Origin of the sequence: Novosphingobium sp. AAP1 (assembly GCF_001295765.1) — a bacterium.
Classification (GTDB): Bacteria; Pseudomonadota; Alphaproteobacteria; order Sphingomonadales; family Sphingomonadaceae; genus Novosphingobium; species Novosphingobium capsulatum.
This window is the reverse complement of sequence record NZ_LJHO01000004.1, coordinates 449,568-466,501: the sequence shown is the minus strand read 5'-3', so window position 1 is coordinate 466,501 and position 16,934 is coordinate 449,568. Positions and strand designations below refer to the sequence as shown.

Annotated in this window: 10 protein-coding genes; 3 read left to right on the top strand and 7 right to left on the bottom strand. The window is 66.6% G+C overall.

Translation table 11 applies throughout. The annotated features are described in order from the left end of the window. Positions 1-123 precede the first annotated feature (123 nt). The 7 genes from IP65_RS11770 to IP65_RS11740 all read right to left on the bottom strand — a co-directional run bounded on the left by IP65_RS11770 (position 124) and on the right by IP65_RS11740 (position 12,571). A complete protein-coding gene (locus IP65_RS11770; RefSeq protein ID WP_082350096.1) occupies positions 124-1,176 on the bottom strand; it encodes a glycosyl hydrolase family 8 in 1,053 nt (350 codons plus the stop codon). Then, the gene (locus tag IP65_RS11765) at positions 1,166-1,630 is read right to left on the bottom strand and encodes a hypothetical protein (RefSeq protein WP_022674485.1); all 465 of its coding nucleotides are present in this window, start codon (positions 1,628-1,630) and stop codon (positions 1,166-1,168) included. The genes IP65_RS11770 and IP65_RS11765 overlap by 11 nt, the downstream gene beginning before the upstream one ends. Further along, positions 1,630-5,262, bottom strand: coding sequence for a cellulose biosynthesis protein BcsC (locus IP65_RS11760; protein ID WP_156306551.1), 3,633 nt, complete (start codon positions 5,260-5,262; stop codon positions 1,630-1,632). The genes IP65_RS11765 and IP65_RS11760 overlap by 1 nt, the downstream gene beginning before the upstream one ends. A 1-nt stretch (position 5,263) precedes the next feature. Then, the gene (gene bcsA / locus IP65_RS11755; RefSeq protein WP_054131826.1) at positions 5,264-9,721 is read right to left on the bottom strand and encodes a UDP-forming cellulose synthase catalytic subunit; all 4,458 of its coding nucleotides are present in this window, start codon (positions 9,719-9,721) and stop codon (positions 5,264-5,266) included. Continuing rightward, positions 9,718-10,482 carry a cellulose synthase operon protein YhjQ/BcsQ gene (locus IP65_RS11750; protein WP_054131825.1) on the bottom strand — a complete coding sequence of 255 codons (765 nt, stop codon included), beginning with the start codon at positions 10,480-10,482 and terminating at the stop codon, positions 9,718-9,720. The genes bcsA and IP65_RS11750 overlap by 4 nt, the downstream gene beginning before the upstream one ends. Continuing rightward, positions 10,482-10,955 (bottom strand): hypothetical protein, encoded by a 474-nt coding sequence (locus tag IP65_RS11745; RefSeq protein WP_054131824.1) that lies wholly within the window; start codon positions 10,953-10,955, stop codon positions 10,482-10,484. The genes IP65_RS11750 and IP65_RS11745 overlap by 1 nt, the downstream gene beginning before the upstream one ends. A gap of 206 nt (positions 10,956-11,161) precedes the next feature. Then, positions 11,162-12,571 carry a short-chain fatty acyl-CoA regulator family protein gene (locus tag IP65_RS11740; RefSeq protein WP_054131823.1) on the bottom strand — a complete coding sequence of 470 codons (1,410 nt, stop codon included), beginning with the start codon at positions 12,569-12,571 and terminating at the stop codon, positions 11,162-11,164. 135 nt (positions 12,572-12,706) lie between these two features. On the opposite strand from IP65_RS11740, the gene IP65_RS11735 reads away from it, so the two are divergent. From IP65_RS11735 to scpA, 3 genes are read left to right on the top strand one after another with little or no spacing between them, the layout of a single operon-like run. Next, a complete protein-coding gene (locus tag IP65_RS11735; protein WP_054131822.1) occupies positions 12,707-14,233 on the top strand; it encodes an acyl-CoA carboxylase subunit beta in 1,527 nt (508 codons plus the stop codon). 16 nt (positions 14,234-14,249) lie between these two features. Next, positions 14,250-14,687: a methylmalonyl-CoA epimerase gene (gene mce, locus IP65_RS11730; RefSeq protein ID WP_054131821.1), complete on the top strand. Its 438-nt coding sequence runs from the start codon at positions 14,250-14,252 to the stop codon at positions 14,685-14,687. Continuing rightward, positions 14,674-16,920 carry a methylmalonyl-CoA mutase gene (scpA, locus tag IP65_RS11725; protein WP_054131820.1) on the top strand — a complete coding sequence of 749 codons (2,247 nt, stop codon included), beginning with the start codon at positions 14,674-14,676 and terminating at the stop codon, positions 16,918-16,920. Before mce ends, scpA begins: the two co-directional genes overlap by 14 nt. Positions 16,921-16,934 lie beyond the last annotated feature (14 nt).

Genomic DNA, 16,934 nt, shown 5'->3' with positions numbered 1-16,934 from the left:
TGGCAAGCCCATCCGCGTTTGTTTCGGTGGGTTGCTTGGGCCCCTGGAAACCACGTTCGGGCAAACCATGTTCTGGCAAACCAGGGTGGGGGCGGCCAGGCCAGCCCCCCAAGGCCCCCTGGTTCAGGTCAGCGCGCCCACCAGCATCTGCAGCGCCGCGCCAAAGTATTCCGGTGCCAGGCCCAGCGGCGGGCGCGTGCCGATCAGCTTGCTGGCGATTGCCGCGCCGCCGTTCGACACGGCGAACGAGGCGCGTTCCCCGGTATTGAGATCGATCCACGCCGGGATCGGCTGCCCCTGCGCCAGGCACTGCCGCCAGAAATTGGCCACCGGCTGGACCAGGCTGGCGCGATGGCCGGCAAGCGCGAACAGCGGCACGCGGATCGCGTCAAAGCCAAAGCGCGGATCGTGGCCGGGGGCCGGGGCAAAGCGGCCCGGGCCGGCCACCTCTACCCAGTCGGCCGGCAGGCCATATTGGCCAAAGCGCGCCTGTGACACGATCGCGGTGGCATCATCGGCCAGCGCCTGCCACACGCCCGGCCCATCCCATTCGGCAAAGCTCGTGAACGCAGGCCAGATGAAATAGGATGGATTGACGATGACGCGCCCATTGGCCTGGAAGCCTTCCAGCCCGGGCAAGAGCAGCTTCATGCCAAAGCGATCGACGACCAGGCGCTGGCGGATGGCGGCGCGGATCGCGGCAGAGCGCGTGCGCCATTCCCCCACGCCCCAGTGCTGCCCGGCGCGCTGCAACGCCCAGGCGATCATGATATCGCCATCGGCGGCATTGTTGCGATCGGGCACGTGGTCAGGATTTGACGGATCGTACCGCCACGCATGCAGCGCCACGTCGCTGCGCAGCAGGTTGTCGTTGGTCCAGTCCGCGATCAGCTCGAACGTGGCACGGTCGCCCGCCTCCAGGGCCAGGACCAGGCCATAGCTTTGCCCTTCGCTGTGGCTGATCCCGCCGTTCTGCGGATCGACAATCCGGCCCGAGGGATCGAGAAAGCGGGCCTTGAACGTTTCCCAATCGCCGTTGCTGGCCATGGCCTTGCTCTGTCGCCCCGGGGCGCAGGCGGCGGTCAGTGCCACCAGCAACCCGAACCCGAACCCGCGCCGATCAATTCCTTCATTCTGCCCGGCGCCGGCCGGGCGCTTCATCCGATCAGCGGCCATGTCTGATTGCAAGCGTATGTCCCTTCCATTCGGCCGTGGTCGTCAGGGCAATGCTGCTGCCCATCATGCGGAACCAGGTATCATAGGTGCCCTCCATCAAGGGCGGCAGCAGTGCTTTCCACGGCTCGGCGATCTCGGCCTCGGTTTCGGGATAGAGCCCGTCCTGGCGCACCACGATGGCGCTGTCTTCCACCGTCACCACGGCGCTGCCCCAGCCCAGCGTGGCCCACAGCGCATTGATGCGCGTGGTCATCGTGCCCAGGTCTTCCACGTCATCGAGCGGCACCACCGCGGCGATCCGCTTGCCCACCGCGGCATAGAAGCCATGGCTCTGCTCTTCGGTCGCCGCGCTCGACAGCTCGCGCGCGATCATGGCCACCAGAAAGCTGGCACCGGCCGGTGGCGAAGCTCGGAACGCGCTGGACACGCGCGGTGTCTTCGGGTCCTCAAACATTATTTGGTCGCTCCCAAACTCTGGCGGATGCCGATGGTCGAGCGAAGCTCGTCATAGCTGCCAAAGGTATTGTAACTGGCCTCGCCCCCGATGCGGGTCGACGGGCTGATCTGGTAATAGACCGATCCTTCGGCCGAGAGCGCGAAGCCGGTCTTGCTGAGGCTGTCATACCGCGCGCGCACGTCGCTATCCTGGGCCTTGAGCGCGTTGAGCTGGGCCTGCAACGGATCGTTGGTGGGATAGAGCGCAGCGTCTTTCTGGTTATAGCTCTGATAGCCTGGGGTAACCGCCGCGCGCACGGCCAGTTGGTCCTTGTCCAGGGCATAGCGCACCGGAAAGCTGACCGAGAGGAAGCTTTGCGGGCTGAAATAGCCACCGTGGCCATAGGTGAAGTAGTTCTGCGGGTTGTCGTACGACTGGTAGTTGACGTTGATCCCGCTGGTCAGCGACGAATGCTCGGTGCGATAGACCCGCAGGTAGCCGCCGACATTGGCTTCCACACCGTGGTTCTTGCGCACGTTGATGCCGTTGTAGCGGTTGTAGGCAACCGTGCCGTAGGCGCCGCTGCCGTTGCGATCGACCGACAGTCCGGCGCCGCCGCCCAGCCGCATGACATGGCCCCAGGTCTGCCCCGTGACCGGATCGCGCGTGCCGGCATAGGCGATCACGCTGTCGGTTACCGGGCGGCGTTCCACCCAGGCCTGCGCCTGCACGCCATTGCTCAGGCCCGGCGTGACGCCAGCATGGAACGAGACCTGCGTCTTGCCCATGCCCAGCGGCGTCGTGCCGACATCGGCATGAACCACACTGCTGTCATAGCCCACGCTCAGCCCCACGCCCGAACGGTGCTGGGTATCGGCCTGGACCAGGGCAGAGGCTTTCTGCGCCACGATGGCCTGCGCCTCGATCGTGGCATTGGTGCCAAAGCGCGCCAGGCCCGATCCGGTCGGTCGGCCGGAATCGAGCACCACCGCTTCGGCGCGGGCATGCACGCGCCCACCGGCGAGCCCGGTGGAAATCTCGGCAGAGCCGCGCAGGTCGCTCAATTGCGAAAGCCCGGTCTCGCCCTTGCGCTCGCGATACGAGGTAGCCAGATCGACCCGCGGCCCGCTTTCACGCGTGAGCGAGGCGATATCGCCCGAAATCTTGGCCATGACCGGATCGACCGGGCCGCCAGCCGCCAAGGGCGCTGCCGCATCGCCAAACGGCGAGGAACCGACAGGCGCGGGCGCCGTGCCAAAGCCCTGCCCGCCAAAGGCCGGGCTTGGCAGCGCGCCATAAGTGCCCTGCGCCGGATAGGCAGGTTGCGACGGATAGGTGTTCTGGGCCGGGTAGGAATTCTGGGCCTGATAGGAATTCTGGGCGGCCGGCGTGGCATAACCACCACCCGCACCGTCCATGACCGAGCCCCCGGTCTGCGCCACCGGCGTGGCATAGGCGGGCGTGTTGCCATAGGATGGCGCAGCATAGCTGGCGGGTGCGGCATAGGCCGGAGGCGCGCCGAAGCCGTTGTTCATCGGCACCATCTGCGCGCTGGGCAGGCGCGTACCGCTGCCCAGGGCAAAGGGATTGATCTGCGGCTGGGCCTGCATCGCCGGCTGATCGCGGAACGGATTGCCCGTGCCCACGCCCATCGGATCGGCGGCAAAGGGATTGCCACCAAAGGCATCGATGCCATTGCTGCCGCTTTGCCGCGAATAGAGCGCGCGCGCTTCCTTGAGCAGGCGCACCGCCGCGCTGCGATCGCCGCGCGCCTGGGCCACCTGGGCCAGGGTCATGCGCACCTGGTAATCCTGCGGGAAGGCCTGCAGCGCGCGGTTGGCCGCGCTTTGCGACAGTTCCTTGTCGCCGGCGGCCTGGGCGGTCTGCGCCAGGCCGAGCAGGGCATCGCGGTTGCGGCCGTCACGCGTCAGCACGATCTGGAAGGTCTGTGCCGCGCGCGCGGCCATGCCGCCCGATTGATAGAGCCGGGCCAGCGCGGCGATGATTTCCAGGTTGTCGGGCGCCGCGCCCCAGGCGCCGCGCAGCACGTCAAACGCCTGGGCAAACTGGCCGTTGAGGCGCAGGCGATCGGCCTGGCCCACTGCCAACCCGGCCGACATGCGCGCCAGCGTGCGCTGGCCTTCGGGCGAAGTATTGCCCAGCGCCGCCGCCTTTTGCAGGGCCGCACGGGCCAGGTCGTCGCGGCCGGTCTTGGCCAGCACGCGCACCACCGCGTCATAGCCGTCGAGATCGGCGATATCGCCGCTCATCGCCGCCTGGGCATATTGCCCGGCGCCCACGCCATCGCCCAGGTCATACAGCGCGCTGGCAATCGCGGCACGGCGTGCGGCCGGCAGCGTCTTGATCGCGCCCAGCTGGCGCAGCGCCGCCACGGCCTGCTCGCGCTGGCCGCCGGCGGCCATGGCCTTGGCCCGCTCGATCGCGCTGTCGGTCTTCACCCCCAGGGCAAAGTTGCGCATCGCCGGGGTGCGCTGGGTTTCGGGAATGCGATCGATCAGCGATTCGGCGGCAGCATGGCGGCCCAAATCGGAATCGATCAGCGCGGCGGCATAAAGCGCATCGGGATCACCCGACTGGGTCAGCGTATTGATCAGCGATTCGGCTTCGACGCTGCGGCCATGGCGGATCAGGAAGCGGGCAAACTCATAGCGAATCCACGGATCGCTCTGATCGAGCATCAGGCCGCCCTGGAATTCCTGCTCGGCCGTCACGTCGTCGCCACGGGCCACGGCGGCCAGCGCGCGGCCGCGCGCGGCGCGGCTCTGCAGGCGCTGGTCAGTCTGCGTGCCGCTCACCTCGCCGGCCTGGCGATAGAAATCGGCCGCGTCGGCATAGCGGCCCTGGCGTTCATAGATATCGGCGAGCAGTTCGAGCGCCGGCCCCGGCTGGCCAAAGCCTGAGCGCACCAGCGCCTCGGCCGATGCCTGCGCTTGGTCGGTCTGGCCACGCGCGAGAAGATTGCGCGCCTCGTCCATGCCGGCATAAAACCGCGCAGCAGACAGTGCCTCGGCCCAGCGGCCCGGATTGGGCTGGCGCGAAGCCTGCTCGAGCAGGTCGCGCGCTTCGGCAAAGCGGCTTTGGCGCAGGCGCACGATGCCCAGGCCACCCAGCGCATCGCCATCGTTGCGGTTGACGCCCAGCGCCTTCTGGAAACGGCTGGCGGCCGCATCCAGGTTGTTGTCATCCAGCGCATCGAACCCGGCCATGCGCTGCTTGCCGGCATTGTCGGCGGCGCGCTGGCGCGGGTTGGCCGCAGGCGGCGGCGCCTTTTCCGCCACCCGCTCGGCCGGCCGCGGCTGCGGACGCGGCGCAGCCCGCGCCACGGTCGGGCGCGGGGCGGGCTTGGCTGCGGGCTGCTTGGCAGGCTGCGCCTTGGCGGCGGCGGCAGGGGCAGCGCCACCGGCCAGCGCGCGGCGCGCCTCGACATTGCCGGGATCAAGCGCCAGCGCGCGGCGCAGCGCCTGATCCGCCAGATCCTGGCGCCCCTTGCCCTTCCAGTAGAGCCCCTGTGCGATCAGGGCCTTTACCCCGGGCACATCGGCAAATGCCACCTGGGGCAAGGCCAGCGAGGCACCCGAGGCCAGCAGGATGGCAACAGCAGCACGGGAAGAAGGCAGCGGCGCGGACATCTCATTCATCCTTTGCACCCAGACGCAGGCGAGCCTGGCGGCGGAAATAGGCGTAAGCTGGGCCAGTGAGCCCCAATGCCAGAATGAGCGTGCCGAACGCCATGAGCAAGGGGCGTTGGCTGAACCAGAACGCCACCTTCATCCAGATCGGCAGGCTGCCGACCCAATAGGTGGACCCGATGGCAAAGCTGGACATGCCATCGCCCGTGGCGACCGACAGGTCACCCTGGATCTGGGCGTTGATCTTGGAATCAGCCATGCCATCGACCAGCGGGGGCAGATCGGCGGCGTCATCGGCGACCAGCGCCACCACCGTGCGATCCGACGCATAGGGGGACTGGAAGCTGACGATGCCGGCAAACCCGCGCGCGGCGTGGATCATCGGCTCGACATCGGCCTCGTTGGTGAGGCCACGATCGGAAAACAGCGCGGAAACATACTGCAGCGGGCTTTTTTCAGCCACTTTCAGCCCGTGCCCGTCCCAATGCAGCGGCGCATTGGCAAAGACCTGGCCAGCCCCGGCGATCGCCGAGCTGCCGATCACCAGGATATCCTGGCTCGACAGCCGATCGGGATCGACGCCATCGGCCACGGTCACCCCGGTGGGGGCGATCCCGGTGCTGTCGCCAAACCGGCCCATCAGGTTGAGGAACGCCTGGACCGAGGCCGGCGTGGGATTGCGGCTCATCAGCACGGTGGTTTCGCCCAGGTCAGGGCGGATCGTGAAGGGATAGCCCGCGCCCGCAAACGTGGCGAGGTCGGGCATTTCCAGCGCGTGATAGGCGTGGCTGAGATCGATGGTCGAGGCCGGATCGACCGCCACGCGCACGTTGTCGGGCAGCGTGCCGGTGCACTTCTGCTTGTCGGCCAGGATCAGGTTGTAATCGAAAACCAGATCGTTCTGCCCGAACAGGTTGTAGCGCGGCAGGGTGAGGCTGGCCGAACCGTCAAAGCTATTGGCGCCCTTCGATCCGAACCAATCGCTCCACCAGCTGCCAGCCAGCGGCAGGGTCTTGAGGAACTGGCTGTTGATCGAAATATCAAGGCGCGAGGCCTTGCGATCCATCCACTTGGCCAGCGGATAGCGATAGGTGAGGTTGAGCGTGCCGCCTTGGCGCGGCCAGAAGAACAAGTCTGGCGCGACGCGAAAACGCGCCGTCAGCGGGCCCGGTGGCAGGCCCATGCCCTGGAGCGCATAGGGCTCCATGATTTCGCCGAGTTTGACCGCGTGATCGGTGGTGATCCAGCGCGGCGCGCCATAGCGCGGATAGCTGGGCACGCGGGCGCCATCGAAATTCATCCGCGCCCCGCCAAACACGCCCCGGCCCGAAGAGACCGCAGCCGCCGCCAGGCGCAGTTCGCCATCATCGCGGCCCATGATCACCAGCACGGTGCCATAAGGATCGCGCGGATTGCGCACGACGGCGGCCGAAGGGCCGCTGACCGTCATGTTGAGACCGGGCAGGCTCTGCCCCGATTTGAGGAAGGCGATCGCGTTGCCCATGGGCATCTGCCCAAAGAGTGGCTGGAACGAGAATCCGCGATAGCTGGCCATCGAACCGAGCCAGCCGGCCATGGCGGCGGAGGCCTCAAGCTCACCCTTGTGGGGTTGGCCGGCAAACACGAACGGCATCTTGAGCGTGGTGTTGAGCGCACGATCGAAAAACGGCCCAGGCAGGTGCGACAGATCGGGCACGTTGGGCAGGGCCTGGGTGGTCAGGTCCAGCCACGAGCGCGTGTTGCTGACATTGGCCCAGAGCACCGAATTGAACGGGTCTTCGCAATCGCGGGCATAGTGCCCGATCAGGCGCAGGTTCAACTGGTTGTCACCGGGCAGGAACAGCGCCGGGTTGATCGGCAGGGTCAGCACCTGGCCGCCAGAATCCTGCGGGCGCAGCGGCACGGTCTGCACCACTTCGCCGTTCACCAGCACGACCAGCTGCGACAGATCGCCCAGCATCGCCGGCGACCAGGCCAGTTGCAGGGTGATCGACGCATCGGTCACCACCTGGTTCTTGCGCACGCCGAACGGAATGGAGATTTCGCCGCGCGTGCCCTGGAGCCGCACGGCGTTCTTGATGCGCAGGTCCTTGAGCGTCAGCCGTTCACGCGAAACGCCGCCGCCCGAAGTGGCAGCGGCGGGCGCAGCGCCGGCCGGCGCCGGGGCGGCCTGGGCCTGCTGCGGGGCCAGCAGCGTGCCCACCAGCGGCATGGCCAGGAGCATCGCGGCGGCAGCAGCCAGGCTGGCGCGCTTCTTGCGCTTGCCCTGCCCTTCGGCCAGCTTAGCATCGGCCTTGGCCTTTTCCTCGGCCGCGCGCGCCAGCTTGGCCGCTTCGGCAAGACGGCGCTGCTCTTCCTTGGCGGCCTTGCGTTCGGCACGATTGAGCAAGAGCAGGCGCTTGATCGTCAAGCCATCGACCACCAGAATATCCCTCAGCGAACGCAAGCCAGGCACAATCTCTGGCGGCGCGGCGCGCTGCCAGGCGTCCGCCCGTCCCATAACGGCACGAACAAGCCTACGCTGGCCCAGTGTGTCAAGCGGCTGATAGCGGACAAACGCACGGCCACGCGTGCGGCGCACCGTTTCCACCGGCACGGCCAGGCGATCATCGCCCATCGCCAGGACGATATCGGTCACCGTGGCATCGCCCACCGGCAATTCGGGCGGCAGTTCGATCGCGGCCCCGCCCATCGAGATGTCGATCGTGGTGCCATCCACCACATGGCCCGAGGAAAAGTGAACGGCGACAGGCAGTTCGGCAGTCACGCGGATGGTCTGGCGGGCCTGCCGGGTTTCGCGCGCCACCGATACGGCAGCGGTCAGGATGATCAGGCTGAAGGTGGCCCAGGCGACGTTGAGCGCCAGGGTATCGAGCTGCACGTTGAACAGGTGCTGGAAGAAAACGCGCTTGCCGATCGCCAGCAGGATGCCGAACACGATCGTGGCCATGCAGATCATGTGCGGCTTGACGATGGCCCAGTCGAAGAACGTGCGATCGAGCAGGTCGCCCTTGTCGGTCACGTTGAACTTGCCCTTGCGCGGGTTGAACCAGGTCATCACCGTAGGCGCCACCAGGTGGAAGGCCAGGATCGTTTCATAGACCTCGCCCCAGAACGGGCGGCGTTCGCCGGCCTGCGAGCGTTCCGAGGTGACCTGCGAGCAGAACAGGTGCGGCGCGGCATAGGCAAAGATCAGCGAGGCCGAGGCCGCGATGATGTTCTGGCCAAAGATCAGGTAGGCGAGCGGGCTGGTCAGGAAGCAGATGCGCGGCAGCGGAAACTGGAAGTGCAGCATCGCATTGAGATAGCACAGGCGCTGCTGCCACTTGAGGCCGGGGCCAAGCAGCGGGTTCTCGATGCGCAGGATCTGCGTCATCCCGCGCGCCCAGCGGATGCGCTGGCCGATGTGCAGCACCAGGCGCTCGGTGGCCAGGCCCGCCGAAAGGCGCGCGCTGATATAGGCGGTGGACCAGCCGGTGCGCTGCAGCTTCAAGGCGGTGTGCGCGTCTTCGGTCACGGTTTCGCCGGCAAAGCCGTTGGTTTCCATCAGCGCTTCACGGCGGATCACCGCGCAGCTGCCGCAGAAGAACGTGGCGTTCCACAGGTCGTTGCCGCCCTGCACCGGGCCATAGAACAGATCGCCTTCACCCGGCATGTGCTTGGCCGTGGCGAGGTTGCGCTGCACTGGATCGGGCGAATAGAAGAAGTGCGGCGTCTGCATCAGCGCCAGCTTCCGCTCCTTCTGGAAATAGGCCACGGTCAGCTGCAGGAAAGCGCGCGTGGGCACGTGGTCGCAATCGAAGATCGCGATCAGTTCGCCCTCGGTCTTCTTCATCGCCGCGTTGAGATTGCCCGCCTTGGCGTGCAGGTTGTTGTCGCGCGTGATGTAGCCGCAGCCGGCCTCGCGGGCAAAGGCGCGGAATTCCGGGCGGCGGCCGTCGTCCAGGATATAGACGTTGAAGCGGTCGTGCGGGTAATCCATGTCCATCGCGGCGAACACGGTGTTGCGCACGATATCCAGGCTCTCGTTATAGGTGGGGACATAGACGTCCACCGTCGGCCAGGTGTCGGGCTCGCCCTCGATTTCCGCAACCGGGCGCTCCAGCGGCCAGGTGGTCTGCAGGAAACCCAGGATCAGCAGCACCCATGCATAAAGTTCGGCCAGATAAAGTCCGGTGCCGAACAGGAATTCCAGCGGCGTGCCGAACGAGAGCGTCTGCGTGGTGCGCCAAAAGATATAGCGGGTGGACGTGATGATCGCGAGGATGCCGATCGCCAGCGAGCCCTTGCGCGATTTCCAGCGCGACAGCGCCATCATGCCCACGATCGTTCCGCCGGCCAGCATCCACTGCTGCTTGAGATCAAGCGGCACGCCGATCACCACCAGCGCGGTCAGCGCCAGCAGGACGAACGTGCCCAGCCGCAGGAGGTTTGCGGGATTGCGGAACAAGGCGATCATGCGGCGCGGTTCTTTCCGGTCTGGCCAGCGGGTGCGGCGGCATCGTCTTCGGGCAGGTCGGCGCCCTCGTCATCCAGGATTTCGGCAATCAGTTCGGCCACGCATTCGCCCAGCGCGATGGTATCAGCCAGGGCTGCGCTGTGCGGGGCATAGCGGCCAAGCGGCTGAAGCATGGCGCCGGCCTCGATCACGGCCTCGTCGCGGCGCACCTGGCCGAGCAGGCGATCGCCCAGCAGTTCGCGCAGGAAGCCCACCGAATGGCGGGCAAAGCGACGGGTGTCTTCCACCATGCTCATCACGAAGCGGGTCTTGGCCAGACCGGTATCGTTGACCGCCGGCAGCATCATCAGGCATTCGGCGGTCGCCGTCAGCGGGCAGATTTCCAGCACGGCATAGGGCAGCAGCAGATCGCGCAAGTGGCGATCGGCGCTGGAAATGTCGGCCACGAACAGCTGCTCGCCGCCAAAGCCGATCTCGCCCTTGGCGAGCGCTTCGGCAAAATCGGGCTGGCGGGCCAGGGCAGCCGCGCTGCGCAGCGCCACACCCTGAACCGATGCGCTGGCCGTATCCTCGGCCGGGGCATCGAGCGGGGGCAGCGCTTCACCCGGGCCGATCCCGAAGTGCAGCTGCAGCGTGCCGCTCTGCGCCAGATCGAGCGCGGTGACATCGTGGCCGGCGCGCGACAGGGCGATCGCGGTGGTGGCCGCCAGGAACGACGTGCCAGTGCCGCCGCGCGGGCTGTGGAACAGGATCAGGGCCATCAGGCGTCTCCCCCTTCGACCGCATCGGACAGGCGCTGCAGCAGCGAGCGGATGTTCTGGGCGCGATCGGGGCGGCCATAGCGGCCAAACAGGCTGGGCGTGGCGGCAGGCTTGATCGGCAGCGGCACGGGATCGGATGGGGCAACCGCCACCGGGGCGGCCACAGGCTCGTCAACACGCTCAGCTGGCGTCATCGCAGCGGCCACCGGGGCTTGTTCGGGGCGGGCTTCGGCACGAGCTTCAGGGCGGATCTCGGGGCGCGCCTGGGCACGGGGCGCCGGCAGGCGGCCGCTGTCACCGGGCATGGTCGCCGCGATAGCCGAGGCATCGTCCTGCGGCATGATGCGCGGGTCCTTGAGCAGCGCCTCGAAGATCGGCCAGCTTTCCAGATCGGCGAAGCGGTCGACGAATTCGCGATAGCGAAAATCGCTTTTCCCCAACCGATCCAACAAGACCTTTGCATCTGCCCGCATAGCCCAAACCCCTTAGTAATCTCTCTAGAGGTCTTGCAGACAATGGTTAACAAATACCTTCGCATGCCCTGCAGCATGGCAGAAAGCCCCCGGTTTTGCGAGGTTTTGTGACGGTAACGAAAATTAATCGACCCTAATTTGACCAACCGCCGCGCCAGGCATGGCGTCAACCAAAGGCAGCCAAGCGCCGATTCGGCCCTGCCGGACTAGCCCGTCACGATGCGATAGGGCACGCGATCGCGCTGGGCGGGATCGACGGCGATGGCCCGGTCGCTAGGCGGAAAGGCGCGCTGATCGCAGGTATCGCGCGGGCAGGTGCGGCACGATGCGCCGATCCGCGCCACCGCCTCGTCGCTCGCCAGGTTGAGCCCATCGGCATAGACGAACTCGCTGGCCAGCGCCGCTTCGCAGCCCAGCGCCACGGCATAGCGGCGCGACGGGCGGTAATAGGAACCCGATGGCTTCACCAGACCCTTGGCGATCGAGACATAGCGCACGCCATCGGGCATTTCGGCCAGTTGCACATGAATGCGATCGGGAATGGCCACCGCCTCGTGCACGATCCACAAGGGGCAGGCCCCGCCATAGCGGCCGAACTGCAGCCGCGTGGCGGAATGGCGCTTGGTCACGTTGCCGGCCATGTCCACCCGGCAGAAGAACACCGGAATGCCGCGCGCCTGCGGGCGTTGCAGCGTGGACAGGCGGTGGCACACCTGCTCGAAACTGGTGTGGAACGGCTGGCGCAGCCGATCGACATCATGGCGCAGGGCCCGCGCCGCCTGGGCAAAGGCGGTATAGGGCATGGTCAGCGCGCCAGCGGCATAGTTGCCCAGGCCCACCGCCAAAAGGTGCCGCGCCGCTTCGCTGCGCAGGGGCGCATGCGCCACGATCTGCGCGATCGCATCGGCCAGCGCAATGGCGCAGACCTGATAGGCAAGCTGGAACCGGCTGGATTCGAGCGGCTGGGTGGAATCGAGCGTGAGCGTGCGGCGCGGCGCATCATAGCGCCGCACCGGGCCGCCGCCGCGCCACACCACGCTCACCCCTTCGCCCGCCAGCCAGGCCTGCATCTGGGCAATATCGGGCGACGGCTCGCCCTGCCCGATCCGCGCCGCCAGGTCTTCGGCCCCGCGATCGAGCGCATCGACATAGTTGCCGGCATGGTGGAACCAGTCGCGCACTTCCTCCCACGGCAGGCGCCCGCCCGCAGCCAGGCTCGCGCCGATGGTCTCGTCCATCATGTCGAGCCTCTGGCGGGTTTGCGTATAGAGCCCGTGCAACTGCACCACCTGCCGCGCCAGATCGGGAAACTGCCGGGCCAGCCGCTCGATCTGTTCGCCCGGCGGGCTGGCAGAGAGATGCGGATCGGCCAGCGCCCCGCGCAGTGCCTCGGCCAGGTCATCGGCTGCGGGCGGCGCCAGGTCTGCCCAATCGACCGGGAACGTTGCCATCAACGTGTCGGTAAGCGCGGGCGTCAGCGGCCGCTCGTCGTTTTCCAGCTGCGAGAGATAGGACGCGCTGATGCCGAGCATGCCGGCCATATCGGCCTGGCGCAGGGCGCGGCGCTGGCGCAGCGCGCGCAAGGGTTGCCCGGCAAAGAGAGGACGGCGTGCCATGGTGCCATGCGGGCTATCACGCAGCCCGCGCTTTGCAAAGTATCGCTTCGCAACTTTACAGATTAACATTGGACAGCGCCCCCGCCCTGCGGCATCGCGGGGGCAATTCTGCAAACTTGCAAAGCGAGAGATGCCATGTCAGCCAACATTGCCGAGATGGAACGCCGGCGCGCCGCCGCGCGCCTGGGCGGCGGCCAGCGCCGGATCGATGCCCAGCACGCCAAGGGCAAGCTGACCGCGCGCGAGCGGCTCGACATCCTGCTCGACGAAGACAGCTTCGAAGAGATCGACGCCTATGTGGAGCACAACTGCGTCGATTTCGGCATGCCGGAAAACACCATTCCCGGCGATGGCGTGGTGACCGGATCGGGCACCATCAATGGCCGCCTGGTCTTCGTGTTTTCGCAGGACTTTACCGTGTTCGGCGGCGCGGTGTCCGAACGCCACGCGATGAAGATTTGCAAGATCATGGACATGGCGCTGAAAGTCGGCGCGCCGGTGATCGGCATCAACGATTCGGGCGGCGCGCGCATCCAGGAAGGCGTCGCCTCGCTCGGCGGCTATGCCGAGATTTTCCAGCGCAACGTGCTGGCCTCGGGCGTGGTGCCGCAGCTGTCGCTGATCATGGGGCCGTGCGCGGGCGGCGCCGTCTATTCCCCGGCGATGACCGACTTCATCTTCATGGTGAAGGATTCCAGCTACATGTTCGTCACCGGCCCCGACGTGGTCAAGACGGTGACCAACGAGATCGTCACGCAAGAGGAACTGGGCGGCGCGATCACGCATTCGACCAAGACCTCGGTGGCCGACCTGGCGCTGGAAAACGATATCGAGGCGCTGCTGACGGCGCGCGAATTCTTCGATTACCTGCCGCTCACCAACCGCACCGGCGTGCCCGAGCGGCCCACGTCCGACCCGTGGGACCGCCTGGATGAAAGCCTCGACACGCTGATCCCGGCCTCGCCCACCCAGCCTTACGACATGCGCGAGGTGATCACCAAGGTGCTGGACGAGGGCGATTTCTTTGAAATCCAGCCGGGCCACGCGGCCAATATCCTGTGCGGCTTCGGCCGGATCGAAGGGCGCACCGTGGGCGTGGTGGCCAACCAGCCGCTGGTGCTGGCCGGCGTGCTCGATATCAACTCGTCCAAGAAGGCCGCGCGCTTCGTGCGGTTCTGCGATGCGTTCGACATTCCCATCCTGACCTTTGTCGACGTGCCCGGCTTCCTGCCCGGCACCGCGCAGGAATTGGGCGGCATCATCAAGCACGGTGCCAAGCTGCTGTTCGCCTATGGCGAGGCCACCGTGCCCAAGATCACCGTGATCACGCGCAAGGCCTATGGCGGCGCCTACGACGTGATGGCGTCCAAGCACCTGCGTGGCGATTTGAACTATGCCTGGCCCACGGCCGAAATCGCGGTCATGGGCGCCAAGGGCGCAGTGGAAATCATCTTCCGCGGGCTTGGCCCCGAAGAGATCGCGGCCAAGACCAAGGAATACGAAGACCGCTTTGCCAACCCGTTCGTGGCCGCGAGCAAGGGCTTTGTCGACGAGGTGATCCACCCGCATTCCACGCGCCGGCGCATCGCGCTCGCCCTGCGCAAGCTGCGCGGCAAGAGCCTCGAAAACCCGTGGAAGAAGCACGACAACATTCCGCTGTAAGAAGGCGCGCAATCCCATGAAGCTTGGTCGTTTGAACCACGTCGGCGTGGCGGTGCCCTCGATGCACGACGCCATCGCCTATTATCGCGATGTGATGGGCGCGAGCCTGATCACCGCGCCGTTCGACATGCCCGAGCAGGGCGTGAAGGTGGCGTTCGTCAACACGCCGGGTGAAGCGGGCACTGCCGGCACGCAGATCGAACTGATCGAACCGCTGGGTGAAACCAGCCCGATCGCCGGCTTCATTGCCAAGAACCCGGCCGGCGGGCAGCACCACCTGTGCTACGAGGTGGCAGACATCGAGGCCGCGCGCGCGTGGTTCACCGCGCAGGGCAAGCGCATCCTCGGCCCTACGCGGATAGGCGCGCACGGCACCCCGATCTTTTTCCTGCACCCCAAGGACATGCTGGGCCAGCTGACCGAAATCATGGAGACGCCCCGTGGGGACCATTAAAGACTGGGAAGCCCTCGCCGCCAAGGAGGTGAAGGGCAAGGACCTCACCTGGCACACGCCCGAAGGCATCGTGGTCAAGCCGCTCTATACCGCCGATGACGTGGCGACAGACCCCGGCCTGCCCGGCTTTGCCCCGTTCACGCGCGGCGTGCGCGCCAGCATGTATGCCGGCCGCCCCTGGACGATCCGGCAATATGCCGGCTTCTCCACGGCCGAGGAATCCAACGCGTTCTATCGCCGCAACCTGGCCGCCGGGCAAAAGGGCCTGTCGGTGGCGTTCGATCTGGCCACCCATCGCGGCTATGACAGCGACCATCCGCGCGTGGTGGGTGACGTGGGCAAGGCCGGCGTGGCGATCGACAGCGTCGAGGACATGAAGATCCTGTTCGACGGCATCCCGCTCGACCAGATGTCGGTGTCGATGACGATGAACGGCGCGGTGATCCCGATCCTGGCATTCTTCATAGTCGCGGGCGAGGAACAGGGCGTTCCCACCGAAAAGCTGGACGGAACCATTCAGAACGACATTCTGAAGGAGTTCATGGTCCGCAACACCTATATCTATCCGCCCGAACCCTCGATGCGGATCATCTCGGACATCTTTGCCTTCACCTCGGCACGGATGCCCAAGTTCAATTCGATCTCGATTTCCGGCTATCACATGCAGGAAGCCGGCGCCACGCAGGTGCAGGAACTGGCCTTCACCATCGCCGATGGCATGGAATATGTGAAGTACGGCGTCGCCTCGGGTCTCGACATCGACAGGTTCTCCGGGCGGCTGTCGTTCTTCTTTGCCATCGGCATGAACTTCTTCATGGAAGTGGCCAAGCTGCGCGCCGCCCGCGTGCTGTGGCACCGCGCGATGACGCAACTGGGCGCCAAGGACGAGCGCAGCAAGATGCTGCGTACCCACTGCCAGACCTCGGGCGTCAGCCTGCAGGAGCAGGACCCCTACAACAACGTCATCCGCACCACGATCGAGGCGATGGCGGCGATGCTGGGCGGCACGCAGTCGCTGCACACCAATGCGCTCGATGAAGCGATCGCGCTGCCGACCGACTTTTCCGCGCGTATTGCCCGCAACACCCAGATCGTGATCCAGGAAGAAACGGGCATGTGCAACGTGGTCGATCCGCTCGGCGGGTCGTACTACATCGAAGCGCTTACCGCACAGCTGGTCAACCAGGCCTGGGCCATCATCGAGCGCGTCGAGGCCGAAGGTGGCATGGCCAAGGCCGTGGCCGCCGGCTGGCCCAAGGCGATGATCGAGGAAGCTGCCGCCGCCCGCCAGGCCCGCGTCGACAAGGGCGAAGATGTGATCGTCGGCGTCAACAAGTATCGCCTCGCCACCGAAGACCGCATCGAAACGCTCGAAGTGGACAACCACGCCGTGCGCGCCGGCCAGATCGCCCGCATCAACGCGGTGCGCGCCAGCCGCGACGAAGCTGCCGTGCAGGCTGCGCTCAAGGCCATTACAGAGGCGGCGCGCGCGGGGGCTTCGACAAGCTCAGCCCGAACGGATGGGGGGAAACAAGATTTCCCCATCACGGACGGTGCGGAACAGAACACCGTTCGCCCTGAGCCTGTCGAAGGGCCTATCCAAACCACCCCCGATCTCACCCACAACCTCCTCGCCCTGGCCGTCGAAGCCGCGCGCCATCGCGCCACGCTGGGCGAGATTTCCGATGCCATGGAGGCGGTGTTCGGCCGCCACGGCACCACGCCCACCCCGGTCAAGGGTGTCTATGGCGCGGCCTATGCGGCCGACAAGCGCTATGCCCAGGTGATCGAGGGCGTCGAGGCCGTGACCCGGCGCCTGGGCCGCAAGCCCCGGCTGCTGGTGGCCAAGATGGGCCAGGACGGCCACGATCGCGGCGCCAATGTCATTGCCTCGGCATTTGGCGACATGGGCTTTGACGTGACCAGCGGCCCCCTGTTCCAGACGCCGGAAGAAACCTGCGTCCTGGCGCTTGCCACCGACGTGGATGCGATCGGCGCCTCGTCCCTGGCGGCTGGGCACAAGACGCTGATCCCCGAACTCATCGCGCGCCTGCGCGAGGCCGGGCGGGGAGACATCAAGGTGGTGGCGGGCGGCGTGATCCCGCCGCAAGATTATGATTTCCTGCGCGAAGCCGGGGTTCAGGGCATCTATGGCCCGGGATCGAACGTGGTGGAATGCGCTGCCGATATGCTGCGCCTGCTGGGCCACAACATGCCGCCGCTCGACGCGTGACGGGACGGGAGAGG

Bases quoted from the DNA above. Each gene is read 5' to 3' on its own strand.
- IP65_RS11765 (WP_022674485.1), bottom strand. From the start codon at position 1,630: ATGTTTGAGGACCCGAAGACACCGCGCGTGTCCAGCGCGTTCCGAGCT.
- IP65_RS11770 (WP_082350096.1), bottom strand. From the start codon at position 1,176: ATGGCCGCTGATCGGATGAAGCGCCCGGCCGGCGCCGGGCAGAATGAA.
- mce (WP_054131821.1), top strand. From the start codon at position 14,250: ATGAAGCTTGGTCGTTTGAACCACGTCGGCGTGGCGGTGCCCTCGATG.
- bcsA (WP_054131826.1), bottom strand. From the start codon at position 9,721: ATGATCGCCTTGTTCCGCAATCCCGCAAACCTCCTGCGGCTGGGCACG.
- IP65_RS11760 (WP_156306551.1), bottom strand. From the start codon at position 5,262: ATGTCCGCGCCGCTGCCTTCTTCCCGTGCTGCTGTTGCCATCCTGCTG.
- IP65_RS11745 (WP_054131824.1), bottom strand. From the start codon at position 10,955: ATGCGGGCAGATGCAAAGGTCTTGTTGGATCGGTTGGGGAAAAGCGAT.
- IP65_RS11740 (WP_054131823.1), bottom strand. From the start codon at position 12,571: ATGGCACGCCGTCCTCTCTTTGCCGGGCAACCCTTGCGCGCGCTGCGC.
- IP65_RS11735 (WP_054131822.1), top strand. From the start codon at position 12,707: ATGTCAGCCAACATTGCCGAGATGGAACGCCGGCGCGCCGCCGCGCGC.
- IP65_RS11750 (WP_054131825.1), bottom strand. From the start codon at position 10,482: ATGGCCCTGATCCTGTTCCACAGCCCGCGCGGCGGCACTGGCACGTCG.